Here is a 14,690-nt window from a genome sequence, read left to right on the forward strand (position 1 = left end):
GTTCCCTCTGGGAACAAATCCAAATTACTTTCAACGCCCACAGGGCGAGCGGTTGGGCGGCGGCCCCAGCGTGTCGAGCGTGTTGGTCTCGTGCAGAAAGCCCTCGATGGGGGCGAGGTCGATCACGGCGTTGTGCGTGGCCAGGAACACGCCTTGCCGCAGCTGGTGGTCCCAGGCCCGGAACGATCCCGGATAGGCCTTGTAGAGCTCGAGGCTCATGTCAGGGCGCATGAGACGAGAGACCAGCGCGCCCGGCGCTGCATCGCCCGCGGACCGCGTCTCGGCGTCGATCGCGGCGCGCACGGCCGCCCAGGCGGCCCAGTCCTCGGACTGCATGGGACGGCCGGCGTCGCGCTCGAAGCGGCGGTTCAACTGCGGCGCTCCGTTGCGCTCCGCCGCCGGGTGCCAGGCCAGCGCGCGCAGGCCCTCCGTGCCGACGACCGGTCGCGGCAGGATGGTGCGATAGGGAGCCATGCGGCCGTATTCGCCTACGAGATCCGACACGAAAACGACGTCGTAGTCGTCGCCGCCTGTCAGGAGGCCGATGTTGCTCTCCTCGCGGCGGCGCGGATCATTGGTATTTGTGAAAGGCCGCACCGCGACGACGCGCGCGCCGAACTTCTTGGCCGAGGCCTGCATGGCGGCCGAATATGCGATGTCGCCAGGTTCCGGACCCTCCAGCACCAGGATCTTCTTCCAGTTGCGACGCACCAGCAGCTGCGCCAGCGCGTCGGTGCGCATGGACCGCGACGGGATGACGTGGAACAGCGTGCCCCTGCAGGCGTCGGCGCGCAGGCTGTCCTCTTCGTCTCGCACATTGAACAGCGCCATCGAGGGCGCAGCGGTGGCGGCGGCGAGCAGGTCCGCGCCCGGGAGGTCCAGAACGGCGGCGCGGACGCCTTCGGCGGCGGCGGTCGTCAGCACTACGCCGACCGGCTCGTCCGCCTTCAGCGTGCGGCGGACGACCTTGAACGTTACGCCCAGCGCCCTTCCGGCCGCGCGCCCGTCCTTGGCGGCGAGTTCCGCGCCCGGCAGGGAGCTCTGGCGCTCGATGCGCGCTACCCCGTCATGGCCGGGAAGCCGCGCGTACCATGGGTCACCCTCGCGATCGACGAACAAGATCACACGCTCCGGCGCAGCGCCCTGCCCGACCGCAGGCGCGGCGACGGCGACTGTGAGCGCAAGCGCGATCCAGCCCAGGCCGACCCGCAGGAGGCCGCTAGTCATCCACAATCACCGCGTACGGCACCATGCCGACCGGCACGGTCTTGCGGACCTTCCCGCTCGGGATGTCGATGATCGACAGGTCGTCCGACAGCCCGTTCGCCACGTAAAGCGTTTTCTCGTCGGTCGAAAATCGCAGGCCCCACGGCCGCCGGCCAACCAGGATGTAGTCCTTCACCGCGCGCGTCCCGACGTCCACGACCGCAATATGGTTGGCGCGGCCCAGCGCCACATAGGCAGTCTTGCCGTCGCGGGTGATCACGAGGTCCACCGGCGTTACCTGCTCGCGCCGCATTCCTTTCGGGAGAAAATTGATCTGTCCCTTTGAGGCCAGAGTCTCGACGTCGATGATGTCGACGATGCCGGAGATCTCGCACGAGACCCAGAGCTCCTTGCCGCCCGGCGCCAGCGCGAAGCGGCGCGGACGCGAGCCCGTGATGATGTCCTTCACGACCTTGCCGCTTGCCGTGTCGATGACATGCACAAGGTTGCCCGCTTCCGAGGCGACGAACACGCTCTTTCCGTCGGGCGTCGCCAGCACGCCTTCGGGCTCAGGCCCGGTCGCGTGGTGGGCCGTCACCTCCCCGGTCTCGAGGTTCAGCACCGTGGCTTCCGAGTCGTCCTCGTTGGAAATGTAAAGGTCGCGCCCGTTGGGGTGGAGATCGAAGGTCTCGGGGTCGGGGATGTCTCTGAAACGCTTCAGCAGCGTATGGCTCGCGAGGTCATAGACCGCGATCGTGTCGTCGTTGCCGCAGGCGACGACGAGGCTCTTGCCGTCCGGCAGACGCAGCATGCCGCGTGGGCGGGCGCAGGTCTTGAATTGCCCGACGACCTCGTCGGCCTTGTTCAGCATGACGATGTTGTCGGAACGCTCATGCGACACGTAGATGAGCCCGGTGCCGGCCGCTGCTCCCTGCGCAACCGCGCTGGCCACGACGAGCGCGACCAATCGTCGAACCCAGGCGCTTCGCCCGCCAACCATGACCTGCTCCCCCCGCGCCGCGCGAGCGGCTTTGTTGGGCTCATCGTGGTCCGGCCAGCCCCGCGGAGCAAGTCCGGTGCAGGGGCGATTATCGGCTCGCTTCGCGCATCACGGCTTCCACAGCGCGCACCACCGCCTCCGGCGCGTCGAGCGGGATCTGGTGACCGGCTTCCGGCACGCTCTCGGGCGCGGGCGCGCCGAGTTGGCGGGCAAGATCGGCCTGCAGCCGGCGCCACACCCGCTCCATGCGCCCATCCGGATAAGCCCCGTTCCATTCGCCGTCGCCATGGACAAGCACGCGCGAGGGCATGCGCACATAGCCGGCCCGCTCGGCGTCCGCCAGGCTTGCGCCGATGCCCCGCATTTCGCGGATCACCGAGAGCCGCGCCTTCTCGGCGGTCGCCAGATCGACGGCGAGGCGCTGCATGCCGTCGGGCAATCCGTAGCCCGCCGCCGCCGCAGGAGTCCGGTTCAGCACCTGGTTCGGATCGCGCGGCAAGTCGATCCCGGCTTCCGCGAAGCTTTCGAACTCCCGCGGATGCATGCTGTCCACCAGCACGAGGCCGACCACCCGATCGCGGTGGCGCGCCGCGAAATGGGCCGCCAACACGCCACCGAAGGAGTGGCCGACCAGCACAAGGGACCCATCCACGCCGGCGCTGGCCAGCAAGCTTTCGAGATCCTGGTCCAGGAACGCCAGCGTGCGGGGGCGGCTCGCTTTGTCGCTGAAGCCCGCCCCCGCCCTGTCATAGCTGCAGGTCCGTGTCACGGCGGCGAGCTGGGGTTGAACGAGCGTCCAGTCCAGGTGGTTGCCGCCCAGCCCGGCCTCGAGCACGACGGTGGGCGATCCCTGCCCTGCGCAAAACAGATGCAGCCGCGCATCCACGGTGTCGTAGAGCCGCCCTGGCGGCTGATGGACGGCCGGTCCGGGAGCCGCTGCGCCGAGCCACACGCCCAGCATGACGAGGCCAACTGCTCGCGGCCCCCACGCCCACGAAAGCATTGGCTTCGCGGCGCGGACGCGCCACCATGCGGCTAGCCAAGAAGAAGATCGCCGGGGGATGTCGAGATGCGCCATTGTTTGCCAGGCCTCGCCGCCGTCGTGTGCGCCTCGTTGCTGGCGCACGCGACGCCAAGCAAGGCTGATGCCATTCCGTGCCCCGATCTCGAGCGCCGCTACGATCTCGTCCGGTCGACGGCCCTGCCCCTTGAGGTCGTCTCACAAAGCTTTACCGCCGCAGCGAGCGGCTGCGACGCGCTGCTGGAGCGGCTGATGGACGCGGGCGCCTCGCCACTGGCGCGCAACCGCGAGGGCGACACCACACTGTCTATCGCGGCCCGCAACGGCCATTCGTCGACCGTGCAAATGCTGCTTAAGCGCGGAGCCGACCCCGAGCAGCGCAACCTCCAGGGCGGAACCGCCCTGTTTGTCGCCGCCCAGGCCAACAAAACGCGGATCGTGCAGATCCTCGCCGCCGCCGGAGCCAATATGGAGGCGCCTGGCCGTTCCGGCGTCTCGCCCCTGAGCGCCGCGGCTTTCAACGGGAACGAACGTCTGGTCGAAATGTTCCTGGCCCGCGGCGGCGACGCCAGCGCGGTGGACGGCACCGGCAAATCAGCGATCGTCTACGCCGCCGCCCGGGGATTCACGGCGATCGTCAAGCGCCTCCTCGACACCGGCGTCGATCCGCGCCAGCGCTACGCAAATGATCTCACTTTGCTGATCTGGGCGGCAGGCCACGCCAACGACTCGCCCGAGGTCGACGGGGTTCGCACCGTCGAACTGGTCCTGTCGCGCGGCGTCCCGGTGGACGACACTGACGACCGCGGCCGGACGGCGCTGATGACGGCGGCTGAACTCGGACACGCCGCCATCGTACGCACACTCCTGACGGCCGGCGCCGATCCATCGCGCCGCGACAAGGAAGGCAAGACGGCCGCCGATCTTGCGGCGGGCGAGGCTGTGCGCCTCGCGCTTTCGGGGGGCTGAGCAGCCTGCCAGTTGCTATTTGCCCGCGTAGTAGTTTGCCAAAGCCTGCAGGTCCTCGGGCTGGAGGGTGCCCAGGATGTCGCTCATCCACGGATTGTTGGTCCGCACCTTGGCGCGAAAATCCTCCATGGTCTTCAGTAGGTAGTCGTGCGACTGGCCGTTGATGCGCGGCGTCGTCCCAGCCCCCACGCCGTCCGCGCCATGGCATGCGCCGCACTGGCCCGACACGATGGCGGTTTCCGAACGCTTCACGTCCGCCTCGCTGGCGCGTGGCTGGTTGAGGTTCACCCATGTTTTTTGGGAGAAGTATTCGGCCAGCGCCATCATGTCCTCGCGCGACAGATCCTGCGCGATCCCGTTCATGATCTCGTTCTTGCGGTTGCCGAGCTTGAAGTCGCGCAACTGCAAGTAGAGGTAACCCTGGTGCTGCCCCCAGATCGAGGGATAGCTCGGGTCGATGGCCTTGCCCTGCTCGCCGTGACACTGAAGGCAGGTCTGGGCCTTCTCGTCGATCGAGGCGGTTTGCGAGAAGGCGACGCTCGTGAGCGCGCAGGCAAAAAAGGCGGACAGAGCCGCCGTCGTGCGGGCCTTTCCAGAAGTCATGATGGCCGTTTCTCAGTGTCTCGGGGGACGAAAAGAGCGGGGCCGCATCACGGCCCCGCCCGGTCTCTGGATCATCAGGCAGGCAGGCTCATTCGGCCAGCGTGAATGCGATGATGCTGTTGCCGCGCTTGTAGTCGATCTGGGTGTTGCCGCCCGCGCCGACCACGATGAACTGCTTGCCATCCACCGTGTAGGAGGACGGAGGCGCATTCACGCCGGCGCCGGCCTGGAACTTCCAGAGGTTGGAGCCCGTCTCGGCGTCATAGGCCTTGAACTGCCCGTTCGCCTCGCCGGTGAACACCAGCCCACCGGCCGTCGCCAGGATGCCGCCGATCATCGGCTGCGCGGTCTTCACCTGCCAACGGATCTTGCCGGTGTTGTAATCCACGGCCGTGACGTTGCCCCACTGCTCCTCGGTCGGGATCACCTTGAACGCGCCGCCGAGCCAGAGCTTGCCAGCCGGGTAGTTCGAGCTTTCGACGTGATACGTCATCGGCTGGTGCAGGTTGATCGCGTAAGTGAGGTTCAGGTTGGGGTTGATCGCCATCGGCGACCACTCCACGCCGCCATTGGCGCCCGGCAGCATGCGCGCGCCCTCCTTGGTCGGCAGCACCCACATGTTCTCCTGTGGTACCATGGCCTCGGAGAAGCGGATCAGGCTGCAGTCCTTGGCGTCATGCACGTAGACGTGGCCAGTCTTGCCGCCGTGCAGCACGCCCTTGATCGGCTTGCCGTCCTTGTCCGCCACCGTGGTGATGATCGGCGGGCTCACGGCGTCCAGATCCCAGACGTCATGCGCGATGTACTGGAGGTGGCAGACATACTGGCCGGTGTCGAGGTTCACCGAGACCAGCGAGTCCGTGTAGAGGTTGTCGCCGGGGCGCAGCGAGCCGTCGAGGTCCGGCGACGGGTTGCCGACCACGAAGTAGATGCGCCGGGTCTCGAGATCCACGGCCGGGTTCTGCCACACGCCGCCGCCGAGCGTCTTGTAGGGGTCGCCGGTCTTGGCGAGCTGGGCCTTCTCGGCGTCGATATTGCGCTTCATGTCGCGGCCGGTGGCGTCCTTGGTCGCCCAAACGCCGACCGAGTTCTCCGGCACGGTGTTGAACGTCCAGACCAGCTTGCCGGTCTTGGTGTCGAACGCCTTCACGAAGCCGCGAATGCCGTATTCGCCGCCGTTGGTGCCGATCAGGACCTTGTTGTCCACGACCGTGGGGGCCATCGTTTCGCTGTAGCCGAGCTCCGGATCGGCGATCTGCGTCTCCCAGACCTGCTTGCCCGTCTTGGCGTCCAGCGCCAGCAGCTTGGCGTCAAGCGTGGCCATGTAGACCATGTCGCCGCTCACCGCGACGCCGCGGTTGTTCGGGCCGCAGCAATAGACCGTGATCGGCCCCATCTTGTGCTTGAAGTGCCAGAGCTCCTCGCCCGTGCGCGCGTCCAGCGCGTAAACGTGGTTGAACGCCGTGGTGACGTACATCACGCCGTTGACGACGATCGGGCTGGTCTCAAGCGATTCTTTCACCTCGGTCTGAAAGATCCAGGCCGGGCGCAGCTTGCTGACATTCGCGACGTTGATCTGCCGGTTCGGGTAGAACCGCGTCTGTGCGTAGTTGCCGTTCGTGTGCAGGAAGTTGTTGCCGTCGCCCGCGGCGCGGCTGAGCAGGTCCTGCGTAACGGAGTTCATGTCGCCCCACTTGGAGGCTGTCTTGATCTCCTGGGCGCTTGCATATCCGGTGGCCCCCAGGCCTGCCGAAAGCGCAAACGCAAGCATCGCCAATGACTGGCGTGTTCTCGACACCATCCTGAAATCCTCCCCGATATCCCGCGGCCAAGCCGTCTTTGCGGCTCATCGACAGCCGGGACAGACATGCTGCGCCCGTGGAATCAGGGTGTCAACGCCAAGGTTCAGGCGCCCGGCGGGCGATTACTGTGGGATGCCAGCTACATACTCGTTCACCGCTGAACGATCATCAAACCTGGCGACGCGCGCCGAGGGCGGATATTTTGCGAGCGCCACATGCAGGCAGGCGAACACTTTCTCGCATTCTGACGAAAACGACCGTAAAGCAGCGGTTATTTTGTGCAGTCCGTCAAATCGCGTTCATGAACCGCAAAAACCTCCCCCGATTTGACCTCGACATTCCGCGCCACACAGGTGCGCCCGCCTTCCTCGCGCACCTGAACGTCATATCGCCCAGGTTGCACGTCCGTGATGCGCAGCCGTTCGTCGAAATCCACCGTGCCGTCGCGATCGTTGGCGCACTGGTTCTTTCCCCACTTGCCGGAGCCCGGAAGCGCAAGTCGCACCTGGTCCAATGTAACGCCAGTGAGATTCCAGAATCGTATCCCGCCGCGCTCCGCCCCGAAAGCGGGCGCAGCCAAGCTGCAAAGAAGCGCCACGACGGCGAAGCGGCTGCCCATGATTTCCCCCCAATGTTTGACCGTCAGCGCAGCAGGTTTCAGCCTCCTTCGCAAGCGGCAGCTGTCATCCGAAGCGCCGCGCCGAGCCGTCACGGGCCGGAATGGCCGCGCTTGCCCGTAAGCCGCCGCTGCGCTTTATGGGCCGCGGGCGGGCGGCGCACCCTTGGGAGCTCCACATGAATGACGAACGCCAGCGGGTCGAGCCCGCCGTGCTCGACAGCAAGGTCGTTCATGACGGCTGGAGCACCTTTTCAATCGCACGCATGCGCCTGCCCAACGGCGCGGTGGTGAACCGCGAAATCGAGGACCACGGCCGGGCGGTTTGCGTCCTACCCTATGACCCGGAGCGTCGTGTCGCCATTCTGGTGCGGCAATTTCGGCCAGCTCCCTTTGTGGCCGGCGGCGTCCTGTCGCTGGAGGAAGCGCCCGCCGGGTTGCTGGACGAGGACGATCCGCAAGACTGCGCCCGCCGCGAAGCCATGGAGGAATGTGGCCTGCGGCTCGGCGAACTCGAGCACGTGGTCAGCGGCTGGCCCATGCCGGGGCTCTCCACCGAATACATGGACTTTTTTCTCGCGCCTTATCGGGCCAAAGACCGCGTCAGCGCGGGCGGCGGCGTGCTGGACGAGCACGAGGACATCACCGTGCTGGAGGCTCCGCTGGCGGAACTCGCGGCCCGCGTCGCGCGGGGCGAAGTCACGGACGTGAAAACGCTCGTGCTCATCCTGTCGCTCCAGGCGCGCCGCCCTGAGCTCTTCCGGTAGGCCTCAAGCGCCCGGCACAACGCCGGGTGGCAGGCTGGCGGCATGGCGGGCGATTGCTCCCGCTGTGGTGATCCAGACCCGTCCATCGGCCCGGTCCCGGATATGCCGCAGCGCGCGACGCAGATGTCGGGCCCTATGCGGCCAGCCGACCAGATAGGCATGCAGCGCGACGCCCATCACCAGCGGACGGTCGCGGCTTTCCTCGAGCAGCTCGTCGAAACTGTCGACGATCATGTCGGCGAATTCGGCGCCTTCGCGCTTACGCCCGACGATCTGCGGAATGTCGTTCAACTCCTGCGGATAGGGCACCGAAAGGATGCGTCTTCCCCCACGGGTGCGAAACCAGACGGGCTGGTCGTCGTGGCACCAGTCCAGCAGGTAGCCGTAGCCGGCCTCCGCCAGCAGATCCGGCGTGGTCGCGCTTTGCGAGATCCAGGGGCCAAGCCATCCTTGAGGGGCGCGGCCCTCGCGCTCCAGCATGGCATGGGTGCAGCCCGCGATCAGCGCCTTCTCGTCCGCCTCCGCCATGACGCCCTGACGCTCGCTGTTGGTGCGTCCATGCCCGACCATCTCGTCCCCGCGCCGGCGGAACGCGTCGACGAGGTCGGGGGCGTAGTCGTACATCGAGGTGTTGAGCAGCACCGAACAGGGCAGCTGGAGGTCATCGAACATCCGAAGCAACCGCCACGCGCCGGCTCGGTTGCCGTAATCGCGCCAGGCATAGTTCAGGACGTCCGGGTGCGGCCCGGCCGGCGCGAGCTCGGCGCCGAGGCCCTCGCCGAAGGAGAAATGCTCCAGGTTCAGGGCGAGGTACACCGCGAGACGCCGCCCCTCCGGCCAGGAATAATCAGCCCGATGCGGGAGCGGGTGGTAGTCGTAGCGGTCGTGATGGCGCATGGGCGTGATGGTCCTTGGCGATGCCGCGCCGGCGGGAGCCGCTCGCGCGGCCAAGCGAAAATCATGCTAAGCAGCGCAGGCCGGCTTCCTACGCCGGTGTGCCGGAACAATCCTCGTGCGCCGCTTCAACAGGATCGCCCTCGTCACCAGCGACACCGACGACGCTCGCGCGGCCCGCGAGATCCTCGCGGCGCGCTATGGCGAGGTGAGTCCCGCGGAGGCGGACGTCATCGTGGCGCTCGGCGGCGACGGCCTGATGCTGCAGACGTTGCACCAGTTCATGGGCTCCGGGAAGCCGATCTACGGCATGAACCGCGGAAGCGTCGGCTTTCTGATGAACGAGTTTCACGACGAGAGCCTGCTCGACCGCCTGGAGCGGGCCGAGCGCAGCATCGTCCACCCGCTCTTGATGGTGGCGACCGACGCCAACGGCGTGTCGCACACGGCGCGGGCGATCAACGAGGTCTATCTTTTCCGCCAGACCTATCAGGCCGCCAAGCTGAAGGTGACGATCGACGGCAAGACCCGACTGCCCGAGTTGGTCGCCGACGGGATCCTGGTGGCGACGCCGGCCGGATCCACGGCCTACAACCTTTCGGCGAACGGCCCCATTCTGCCCTTGAACGCCCCGCTGCTGGCGCTGACCCCGATCTCCGCGTTCCGTCCCCGGCGGTGGCGCGGCGCTCTGCTGCCGGATCACGCCCGCATCTCCATCGAGGTGCTGGAGCCGATCAAGCGCCCGATCAGCGCGGTGGCGGATCATTTCGAGCATCGCAACATTCGCCGCGTCGACATCGCAATGGACCGGACCGTCGACATGGTGATGCTGCACGATCCCGGCCACAGCCTGGAAGAGCGCATCCTGCTGGAGCAATTCGGCTACTGAGCAGGCGGCGGTTCAGGCCGCCCGCTCCTGCCGACGCGCGTCCGCATAGGCCTGCGCGACCATCTCCTCGATCCGCAACAGCGCCCGGGCCTCAACGGTCAGCACCGGGGCCTCTGTGTCGGCGCACATCACGACCGACGGAAGCGAGAAAACCGGCGTAACCGGGTCCTTGTCGTTGGCGGCTGCCGGGATCATGTCGTCGGCCCAGTCTGATGGCTCATCCTGTTCGGCGAAGAGCTGCGGTTCGGCGGCGAGATCGGTTGCGAGCAATTGCGGCGGCTGATCCGCTTGGCGATGCTCGGCGGCGGATGGGTCGAGGACTTTGTCCGGCGTGATCAATGCGGCGGGCGGGTGATCGGCGACCGGGGCCGGGTCGACCGCGATATCCGCTTCAACCACCGAGCCTCTCAGCAACAAGGCGTCCTCGATTGCCGCCAACACAATGGGGCGGATCTCGTCCGCGCGGCTCTTCTTTGAAATTTCATGCGCCAGCTCGATGGTCGCCGACACCGGCGGCTCGAATTGAGCCGACACCGGCACCGGCGCAGCCAGGGCGAGCGGCGGCTTGTGAGCGATCGCCAGCGAGTCGAGCATCATCGAGGCGGCGAGCCGGGCTTCGTCGCGGGCGGTCTCGACCTCGAAGCGCCGCAGCACCGCGAGGACACGTTCTCCACCGACGGCGTTCTGCACATCGCGGTCCGCCAGCACGCGCGCGATGATCCGGCGCGCGACGACGGGGCCGCCGCATAACCCGGCGAAATCGGCCGTGACCTCGCGGCAGTTTTGAACGGCGCTCGCGAAAGCCGGCATGAGGCTCTCCGGCAAGCCGGCCTTGCGATACAGCGCCCGCCAGCCTCCGGCGCGCGGCTCCACCATCAAGGCGGCGGCTCGACGTTCGGCCATGCCGGCGAGGTTGGCGAGAGCTGAGGTTGGCAGCCGCAGGTCGCCCGACAGCAGCGCCCGCAGCATCACCCCCGCCGTCAAGCGTCCGGTCGCGCGCAGATGCGCGACGAGGCCGGCCAGGTCGTCTTCGTCACAAAGCGAGGCAAGCGCAACGGCGACGCGCTCCTCGTCCTCGTGAGCGAACTGCTCGCGACGCAATGCGCCGTCACGGTCCGCCAGCGCCAAGGCGCGGCGCTCCGCCAACATCACGGCGAACCGCACGTCCACTGGCGTCGACGGCCGCGCCAGCACCGCGTTCCGCACAGCCGAATTGGAGCCGAACCGCTCCACGATTCGGGCGAGCGAGAAAGCCGGCACCTCGGCCTCTACATTGCCCAGCAACGCCAGCGCGGCCGGCTCGTCGGCGACTTCCGCCAGGGCGGCGGCCACCGGGGCGGCGACGAAGGCGCGCCGCGCGACAGCGACCTGCGCGGCTACGTCTCCAGCCACCGCCATTTCGATGAGTTCGGCGTCGGACAGAAGCGGCGATCGCTGGAGAACGATTGCGGCGACCTCGCTACGGTCGCCAGCCAGCGCCAGGATAACGTGCCGGGGAGCCTCGGCGCAGTCCGCCAGCGCCTCCGCCAACGCGATGCGCACGGCAGCCTCCCGGTCATCCAGCGCGAGCGTCAGCGCAGCCTCGGCTTCGCCACGCTCGCTCGGGTCCATCTCGGAGCGCAAATAGGCGTGTGCAAGCGCCGCGGTCGCGTCGGCCCGGGCTGGCGCCGCCGCCGTGCGCATCCAGGCCATGTAGTGCCGGACGATCATGACGCGCCCTTTACGCGAAATGAGAGCAAATCAAGCGGTGCGCGCTGATGACGAGCTACCGCGGGACGGATGGAGAACTCGGGCGGTCGTTCTGGAGGAAGCGGGACGGTCAGACCGGCCGAGGCGCCCGAAGCAGGCGCCGCTCCCATGGGCGCTGCCGCGACGGCGTCGGTGGCGGTCGCCTTCGCAAGCGAGGCCGTGCGCGGGAAGTAGCTTGGCGCGTCGGAAGCGGCACGGCTTGACGGCAGCCCGGTCCAAAGCTTGGCCACCGTCTGGTTCATCGGCGAGCGGTCGCCCTCCGTCCGAAACAGGCCATGCATGCGAGGGCCGTCCTGCCGCGCATAGGCGGTGGCCAGCGTCGCGGGCTGAGCCGCCGCCCAGGTCGACGGATCTGATGAGATCGGGTCCGCCGCGGCGGGCGTCTTCACGAGCGACGCGTAGAGTTCCGACACCGTTTTGGGCCGACCTGTGGCCTTGTCGGTGAAAACGGCTTTGTTGGCTGCGGCCTGGTCCGGGAACACCTCCGCGGCCACCGCCTGAGGGGTGGTCTGGGCCCGCCGCGCAAGTTCGGCGGCTCCGCCCGCGCCCATGAAATGCGCCGCATAAAGCTCGCCTGACGTCGGCTGACGGCCCAGCGCCGAGGCGAGCGTCGCGGCGTTCTGGCGCGTGAATTCGCCGGCCATCAGGGCCGCCGTGCGGGGATCGTTGCGCAAGCCGAGGATCTGCTGTTTGGCCGCCGGGTCGGCCACGTCCAGGCGCCCCGACCGGCCTTCGCTAATGGCCTGCGCCTCGGCTCCGAGACCGTAGGACGCGCCCTTCGACTTGACCAGCCCAAGCCAGGTCTGCTCGATGAACTGAAAGAGGCCGGTCGCGGACGAGTTCTTGGCCTTTGCGTCGGGTACCAGCGATGACTCGCGTTGCGCCGTCTGTAGCAGGTAGCCGAAGTCCGTTCCCGTCTGCGCCGACCCGGTCTTGATGGCGTCCACCACGGGCGTCTGCGCCGCCGGCGCGAGCGGCCTTGGCTCCGGCGTGACCGCGGGTGTGGTGAACAGGAACATCGCAACTCCAGAGCGAACCGCCGACGCGTCGTCGACGGTCGGACTGACACTGTGCCGATTCATGGTAAACGGATGGTCAATGCGATCCGGAAGCCCTCAGCAGAAGGGAATGGCGACATGTCGGACATCACGGCGCGCGCGGCGCCACGCCACCCTCGCGGCGGCCTCTATTTCGAGGATTTTGTGGTGGGCGAAAGAATCGCCCACCGGCTCACCCGCACGGTGACGCAGATGGACAACATGCTGTTCTCCAACATGACGCTGAATCCGCAGCCCCTGCACATCGACGCCCATTTCTGCGCGACCGAGACCGAGTGGGGTCAGCCGCTCATGAACTCGCTGTTCACGCTCGGGCTGATGATCGGCATCTCGGTGAACGACACCACGGTGGGAACCACCATCGCGAATCTCGGCATGACCGACGTTCGCTTTCCGGCGCCGCTGTTCGAGGGCGACACGGTGCGCTGCACCACCGATGTGGCGGACAAGCGGGAGTCACGCTCGCGTCCGGATGCCGGCATCGTCGAGTTCATCCACCGCGCCTACAAGCAGGATGGAGCGCTGGTGGCGGAGTGCCGTCGCCAGGCCTTCATGCGCAAGCGGCCGCAGGCCTGACCCATGCGCTCCTTGTTGTTCGTGCCGGGCGACAGCGCCCGTAAGCTCGATAAGGCTCTCGCGAGCGGCGCCGACGCCCTGATCCTCGACCTCGAGGATTCGGTCGCCTCCGACAGAAAGGCGGCGGCCCGCGAGACGGCCCTGGCGTTCCTGCGGGAAGCAACCGCCGTGGCCGCCCGGCCTCGCCTCTTCGTGCGGATCAACGCCCTGGACACAGGCTTGGCGGACGAGGACCTGGACGGCGTGATGGCAGGCGGGCCGGACGGAGTCTTCCTGCCAAAAACGATCTCGGGGTCGGATGTCCAGCATCTCGCGGCCAAGCTCGCAGTGCGCGAAGCCGAGAACGGACAGCAGGACGGGGGCGTTGCGATCGTCGCGATCGCGACCGAAACGGCGCGTTCGATCTTCAACATGGGCAGCTACGCGGGTGCGAGCCACCGCCTCGCCGGCCTGACCTGGGGCGCCGAGGACCTGTCGGCCGATCTCGGAGCCGAGACAAGCCGTGATCAGAATGGCGTCTACGCCGATCCATACAGGCTGGCCCGCACGCTAACGCTGTTCGCCGCCAATGCGGCCGAGGTCGCGCCCATCGACACCGTGTTCACGAATTTCCGCGACGAAGCCGGTTTGCGGGCCGAATGCGAAGCAGCGCGACGCGATGGCTTCACGGCCAAGATGGCCATTCACCCCGGCCAGGTCTCGACCATCAACGAGGTGTTCACGCCGAGCGCCGCAGCGGTGGCGCGCGCGCGCCGGATCGTTGACCTGTTCGACGCCTATCCGGGCGCCGGCGTGATCGGCCTGGACGGCGAGATGCTGGACCGGCCTCACCTGCGTCGTGCGCTCCGGACACTGGACCGGGCGAAATAGGCGGGCTTCGCCCGAGGGCTCCCGGTCAACTCGGACGAACGATCGAGAATACCTCGTTCACGACGGCGTAGTCGTGGTAACCGCAGCGGGCGATGGGCTTTGCGGCCGTGATGTCGAAGCGCCCGTCCTTGATGAAGCGCTCGTCGATATAAACGCCGACGACGTGGCCGAGCACGAGGTAACGCTCGAGTTGTTCGCCCGTAGAGGTCTTCAATTGCTGGATGTCGGTGAGCCGGCACTCCAGCGCGGCCGCCACGCCCTTGACCCGCGGCGGTTTGACAATGCTCGATGGCTCCTGCTCCAGGCCCGCATGGTCGAACTCACTCTGCCCTCGCGGCAGCGTCGCCGACGTTGCGTTCATGGCGTCGCGTAGATCCCAGGTCGCCAGATTACAGACGAACTCCCTGGTTTCGCTGATAAACGCCACCGCGTCCTTGAACCCCTCGGACGAGAAGCCGACGATGGGCGGCCGAGTCGAAAAGGCGTTGAAGAACGAATAAGGCGACAGGTTCACCTGCCCGGAGGCGCTAACGGCGCTGATCCAGCCGATCGGCCGGGGCGCGATAATCGCCTTCAGGGGATCGTGCGGCAAGCCGTGGGCGTAGTTCACAGTGTCGTAGAACATGCGCGGATCATCCTTGAGCCCTGAGACGACTCTGCTTTTCGGGAT

At 67.2% G+C, this 14,690-nt stretch carries 15 protein-coding genes; 5 read left to right on the forward strand and 10 right to left on the reverse strand.

Features of this window, described 5'->3' with window-relative positions:
• Positions 1–30: 30 nt before the first annotated feature.
• From IEV99_RS16325 to IEV99_RS16335, 3 genes are all read right to left on the reverse strand, one after another.
• Positions 31–1,227, reverse strand: coding sequence for a type 1 periplasmic-binding domain-containing protein (locus IEV99_RS16325; RefSeq protein WP_188518803.1), 1,197 nt, complete (start codon positions 1,225–1,227; stop codon positions 31–33).
• The gene (locus tag IEV99_RS16330) at positions 1,220–2,206 is read right to left on the reverse strand and encodes a PQQ-dependent catabolism-associated beta-propeller protein (RefSeq protein ID WP_188518804.1); all 987 of its coding nucleotides are present in this window, start codon (positions 2,204–2,206) and stop codon (positions 1,220–1,222) included. Before IEV99_RS16330 ends, IEV99_RS16325 begins: the two co-directional genes overlap by 8 nt.
• 88 nt (positions 2,207–2,294) lie before the next feature.
• Positions 2,295–3,167, reverse strand: a complete 873-nt coding sequence (locus IEV99_RS16335) for an alpha/beta fold hydrolase (protein WP_188518805.1) — start codon at positions 3,165–3,167, stop codon at positions 2,295–2,297.
• Positions 3,168–3,275: 108 nt separating this feature from the next.
• Here IEV99_RS16335 and IEV99_RS16340 point away from each other — a divergent pair, with 108 nt between their 5' ends.
• Positions 3,276–4,196 carry an ankyrin repeat domain-containing protein gene (locus tag IEV99_RS16340; protein WP_188518806.1) on the forward strand — a complete coding sequence of 307 codons (921 nt, stop codon included), beginning with the start codon at positions 3,276–3,278 and terminating at the stop codon, positions 4,194–4,196.
• A gap of 15 nt (positions 4,197–4,211) precedes the next feature.
• On the opposite strand, the gene IEV99_RS16345 is transcribed toward IEV99_RS16340, so the two are convergent.
• The 3 genes from IEV99_RS16345 to IEV99_RS16355 form a co-directional block, all read right to left on the reverse strand.
• The gene (locus IEV99_RS16345) at positions 4,212–4,799 is read right to left on the reverse strand and encodes a c-type cytochrome (RefSeq protein WP_188518807.1); all 588 of its coding nucleotides are present in this window, start codon (positions 4,797–4,799) and stop codon (positions 4,212–4,214) included.
• Positions 4,800–4,887: 88 nt separating this feature from the next.
• On the reverse strand, positions 4,888–6,600 hold the full coding sequence (locus tag IEV99_RS16350; protein ID WP_188518808.1) for a pyrroloquinoline quinone-dependent dehydrogenase: 1,713 nt from the start codon (positions 6,598–6,600) through the stop codon (positions 4,888–4,890).
• Between the two features lie 272 nt (positions 6,601–6,872).
• Positions 6,873–7,220 carry a hypothetical protein gene (locus IEV99_RS16355; RefSeq protein WP_188518809.1) on the reverse strand — a complete coding sequence of 116 codons (348 nt, stop codon included), beginning with the start codon at positions 7,218–7,220 and terminating at the stop codon, positions 6,873–6,875.
• Between the two features lie 176 nt (positions 7,221–7,396).
• Between IEV99_RS16355 and IEV99_RS16360 the strand changes: the two genes are divergently transcribed.
• Positions 7,397–7,984 carry an NUDIX domain-containing protein gene (locus IEV99_RS16360; RefSeq protein WP_188518810.1) on the forward strand — a complete coding sequence of 196 codons (588 nt, stop codon included), beginning with the start codon at positions 7,397–7,399 and terminating at the stop codon, positions 7,982–7,984.
• 3 nt (positions 7,985–7,987) lie between these two features.
• Here the strand turns inward: IEV99_RS16360 and IEV99_RS16365 are convergent, their stop codons facing one another.
• On the reverse strand, positions 7,988–8,881 hold the full coding sequence (locus tag IEV99_RS16365; protein WP_188518811.1) for a polysaccharide deacetylase family protein: 894 nt from the start codon (positions 8,879–8,881) through the stop codon (positions 7,988–7,990).
• Between the two features lie 109 nt (positions 8,882–8,990).
• Between IEV99_RS16365 and IEV99_RS16370 the strand changes: the two genes are divergently transcribed.
• Positions 8,991–9,767, forward strand: a complete 777-nt coding sequence (locus IEV99_RS16370; protein WP_188519700.1) for an NAD kinase — start codon at positions 8,991–8,993, stop codon at positions 9,765–9,767.
• Between the two features lie 12 nt (positions 9,768–9,779).
• Here the strand turns inward: IEV99_RS16370 and IEV99_RS16375 are convergent, their stop codons facing one another.
• Both IEV99_RS16375 and IEV99_RS16380 read right to left on the reverse strand, forming a co-directional pair.
• A complete protein-coding gene (locus IEV99_RS16375) occupies positions 9,780–11,477 on the reverse strand; it encodes a DUF2336 domain-containing protein (RefSeq protein WP_188518812.1) in 1,698 nt (565 codons plus the stop codon).
• Complete coding sequence (locus IEV99_RS16380) at positions 11,474–12,535, reverse strand: lytic transglycosylase domain-containing protein (protein WP_244643898.1); 1,062 nt, start codon at positions 12,533–12,535, stop codon at positions 11,474–11,476. The genes IEV99_RS16375 and IEV99_RS16380 overlap by 4 nt, the downstream gene beginning before the upstream one ends.
• A 117-nt stretch (positions 12,536–12,652) precedes the next feature.
• On the opposite strand from IEV99_RS16380, the gene IEV99_RS16385 reads away from it, so the two are divergent.
• Positions 12,653–13,150 carry a MaoC family dehydratase gene (locus IEV99_RS16385; protein ID WP_188518813.1) on the forward strand — a complete coding sequence of 166 codons (498 nt, stop codon included), beginning with the start codon at positions 12,653–12,655 and terminating at the stop codon, positions 13,148–13,150.
• 3 nt (positions 13,151–13,153) lie between these two features.
• Positions 13,154–14,020 carry an HpcH/HpaI aldolase/citrate lyase family protein gene (locus tag IEV99_RS16390; RefSeq protein ID WP_188518814.1) on the forward strand — a complete coding sequence of 289 codons (867 nt, stop codon included), beginning with the start codon at positions 13,154–13,156 and terminating at the stop codon, positions 14,018–14,020.
• 25 nt (positions 14,021–14,045) lie between these two features.
• Here the strand turns inward: IEV99_RS16390 and IEV99_RS16395 are convergent, their stop codons facing one another.
• Positions 14,046–14,645, reverse strand: a complete 600-nt coding sequence (locus IEV99_RS16395; protein ID WP_188518815.1) for a flavin reductase family protein — start codon at positions 14,643–14,645, stop codon at positions 14,046–14,048.
• Between the last annotated feature and the right edge of the window lie 45 nt (positions 14,646–14,690).

This window comes from Alsobacter metallidurans (genome assembly GCF_014636935.1).
GTDB classification, from domain to species: domain Bacteria; phylum Pseudomonadota; class Alphaproteobacteria; order Rhizobiales; family Beijerinckiaceae; genus Alsobacter; species Alsobacter metallidurans.

What these genes read in the sequence shown, in the direction of transcription:
- IEV99_RS16325 (WP_188518803.1), bottom strand. Translation starts at nt 1,227, where the DNA reads ATGACTAGCGGCCTCCTGCGGGTCGGCCTGGGCTGGATCGCGCTTGCG.
- IEV99_RS16330 (WP_188518804.1), bottom strand. Translation starts at nt 2,206, where the DNA reads ATGGTTGGCGGGCGAAGCGCCTGGGTTCGACGATTGGTCGCGCTCGTC.
- IEV99_RS16335 (WP_188518805.1), bottom strand. Translation starts at nt 3,167, where the DNA reads ATGCTGGGCGTGTGGCTCGGCGCAGCGGCTCCCGGACCGGCCGTCCAT.
- IEV99_RS16340 (WP_188518806.1), top strand. Translation starts at nt 3,276, where the DNA reads ATGCGCCATTGTTTGCCAGGCCTCGCCGCCGTCGTGTGCGCCTCGTTG.
- IEV99_RS16345 (WP_188518807.1), bottom strand. Translation starts at nt 4,799, where the DNA reads ATGACTTCTGGAAAGGCCCGCACGACGGCGGCTCTGTCCGCCTTTTTT.
- IEV99_RS16350 (WP_188518808.1), bottom strand. Translation starts at nt 6,600, where the DNA reads ATGGTGTCGAGAACACGCCAGTCATTGGCGATGCTTGCGTTTGCGCTT.
- IEV99_RS16355 (WP_188518809.1), bottom strand. Translation starts at nt 7,220, where the DNA reads ATGGGCAGCCGCTTCGCCGTCGTGGCGCTTCTTTGCAGCTTGGCTGCG.
- IEV99_RS16360 (WP_188518810.1), top strand. Translation starts at nt 7,397, where the DNA reads ATGAATGACGAACGCCAGCGGGTCGAGCCCGCCGTGCTCGACAGCAAG.
- IEV99_RS16365 (WP_188518811.1), bottom strand. Translation starts at nt 8,881, where the DNA reads ATGCGCCATCACGACCGCTACGACTACCACCCGCTCCCGCATCGGGCT.
- IEV99_RS16375 (WP_188518812.1), bottom strand. Translation starts at nt 11,477, where the DNA reads ATGATCGTCCGGCACTACATGGCCTGGATGCGCACGGCGGCGGCGCCA.
- IEV99_RS16380 (WP_244643898.1), bottom strand. Translation starts at nt 12,535, where the DNA reads ATGTTCCTGTTCACCACACCCGCGGTCACGCCGGAGCCAAGGCCGCTC.
- IEV99_RS16385 (WP_188518813.1), top strand. Translation starts at nt 12,653, where the DNA reads ATGTCGGACATCACGGCGCGCGCGGCGCCACGCCACCCTCGCGGCGGC.
- IEV99_RS16390 (WP_188518814.1), top strand. Translation starts at nt 13,154, where the DNA reads ATGCGCTCCTTGTTGTTCGTGCCGGGCGACAGCGCCCGTAAGCTCGAT.
- IEV99_RS16395 (WP_188518815.1), bottom strand. Translation starts at nt 14,645, where the DNA reads ATGTTCTACGACACTGTGAACTACGCCCACGGCTTGCCGCACGATCCC.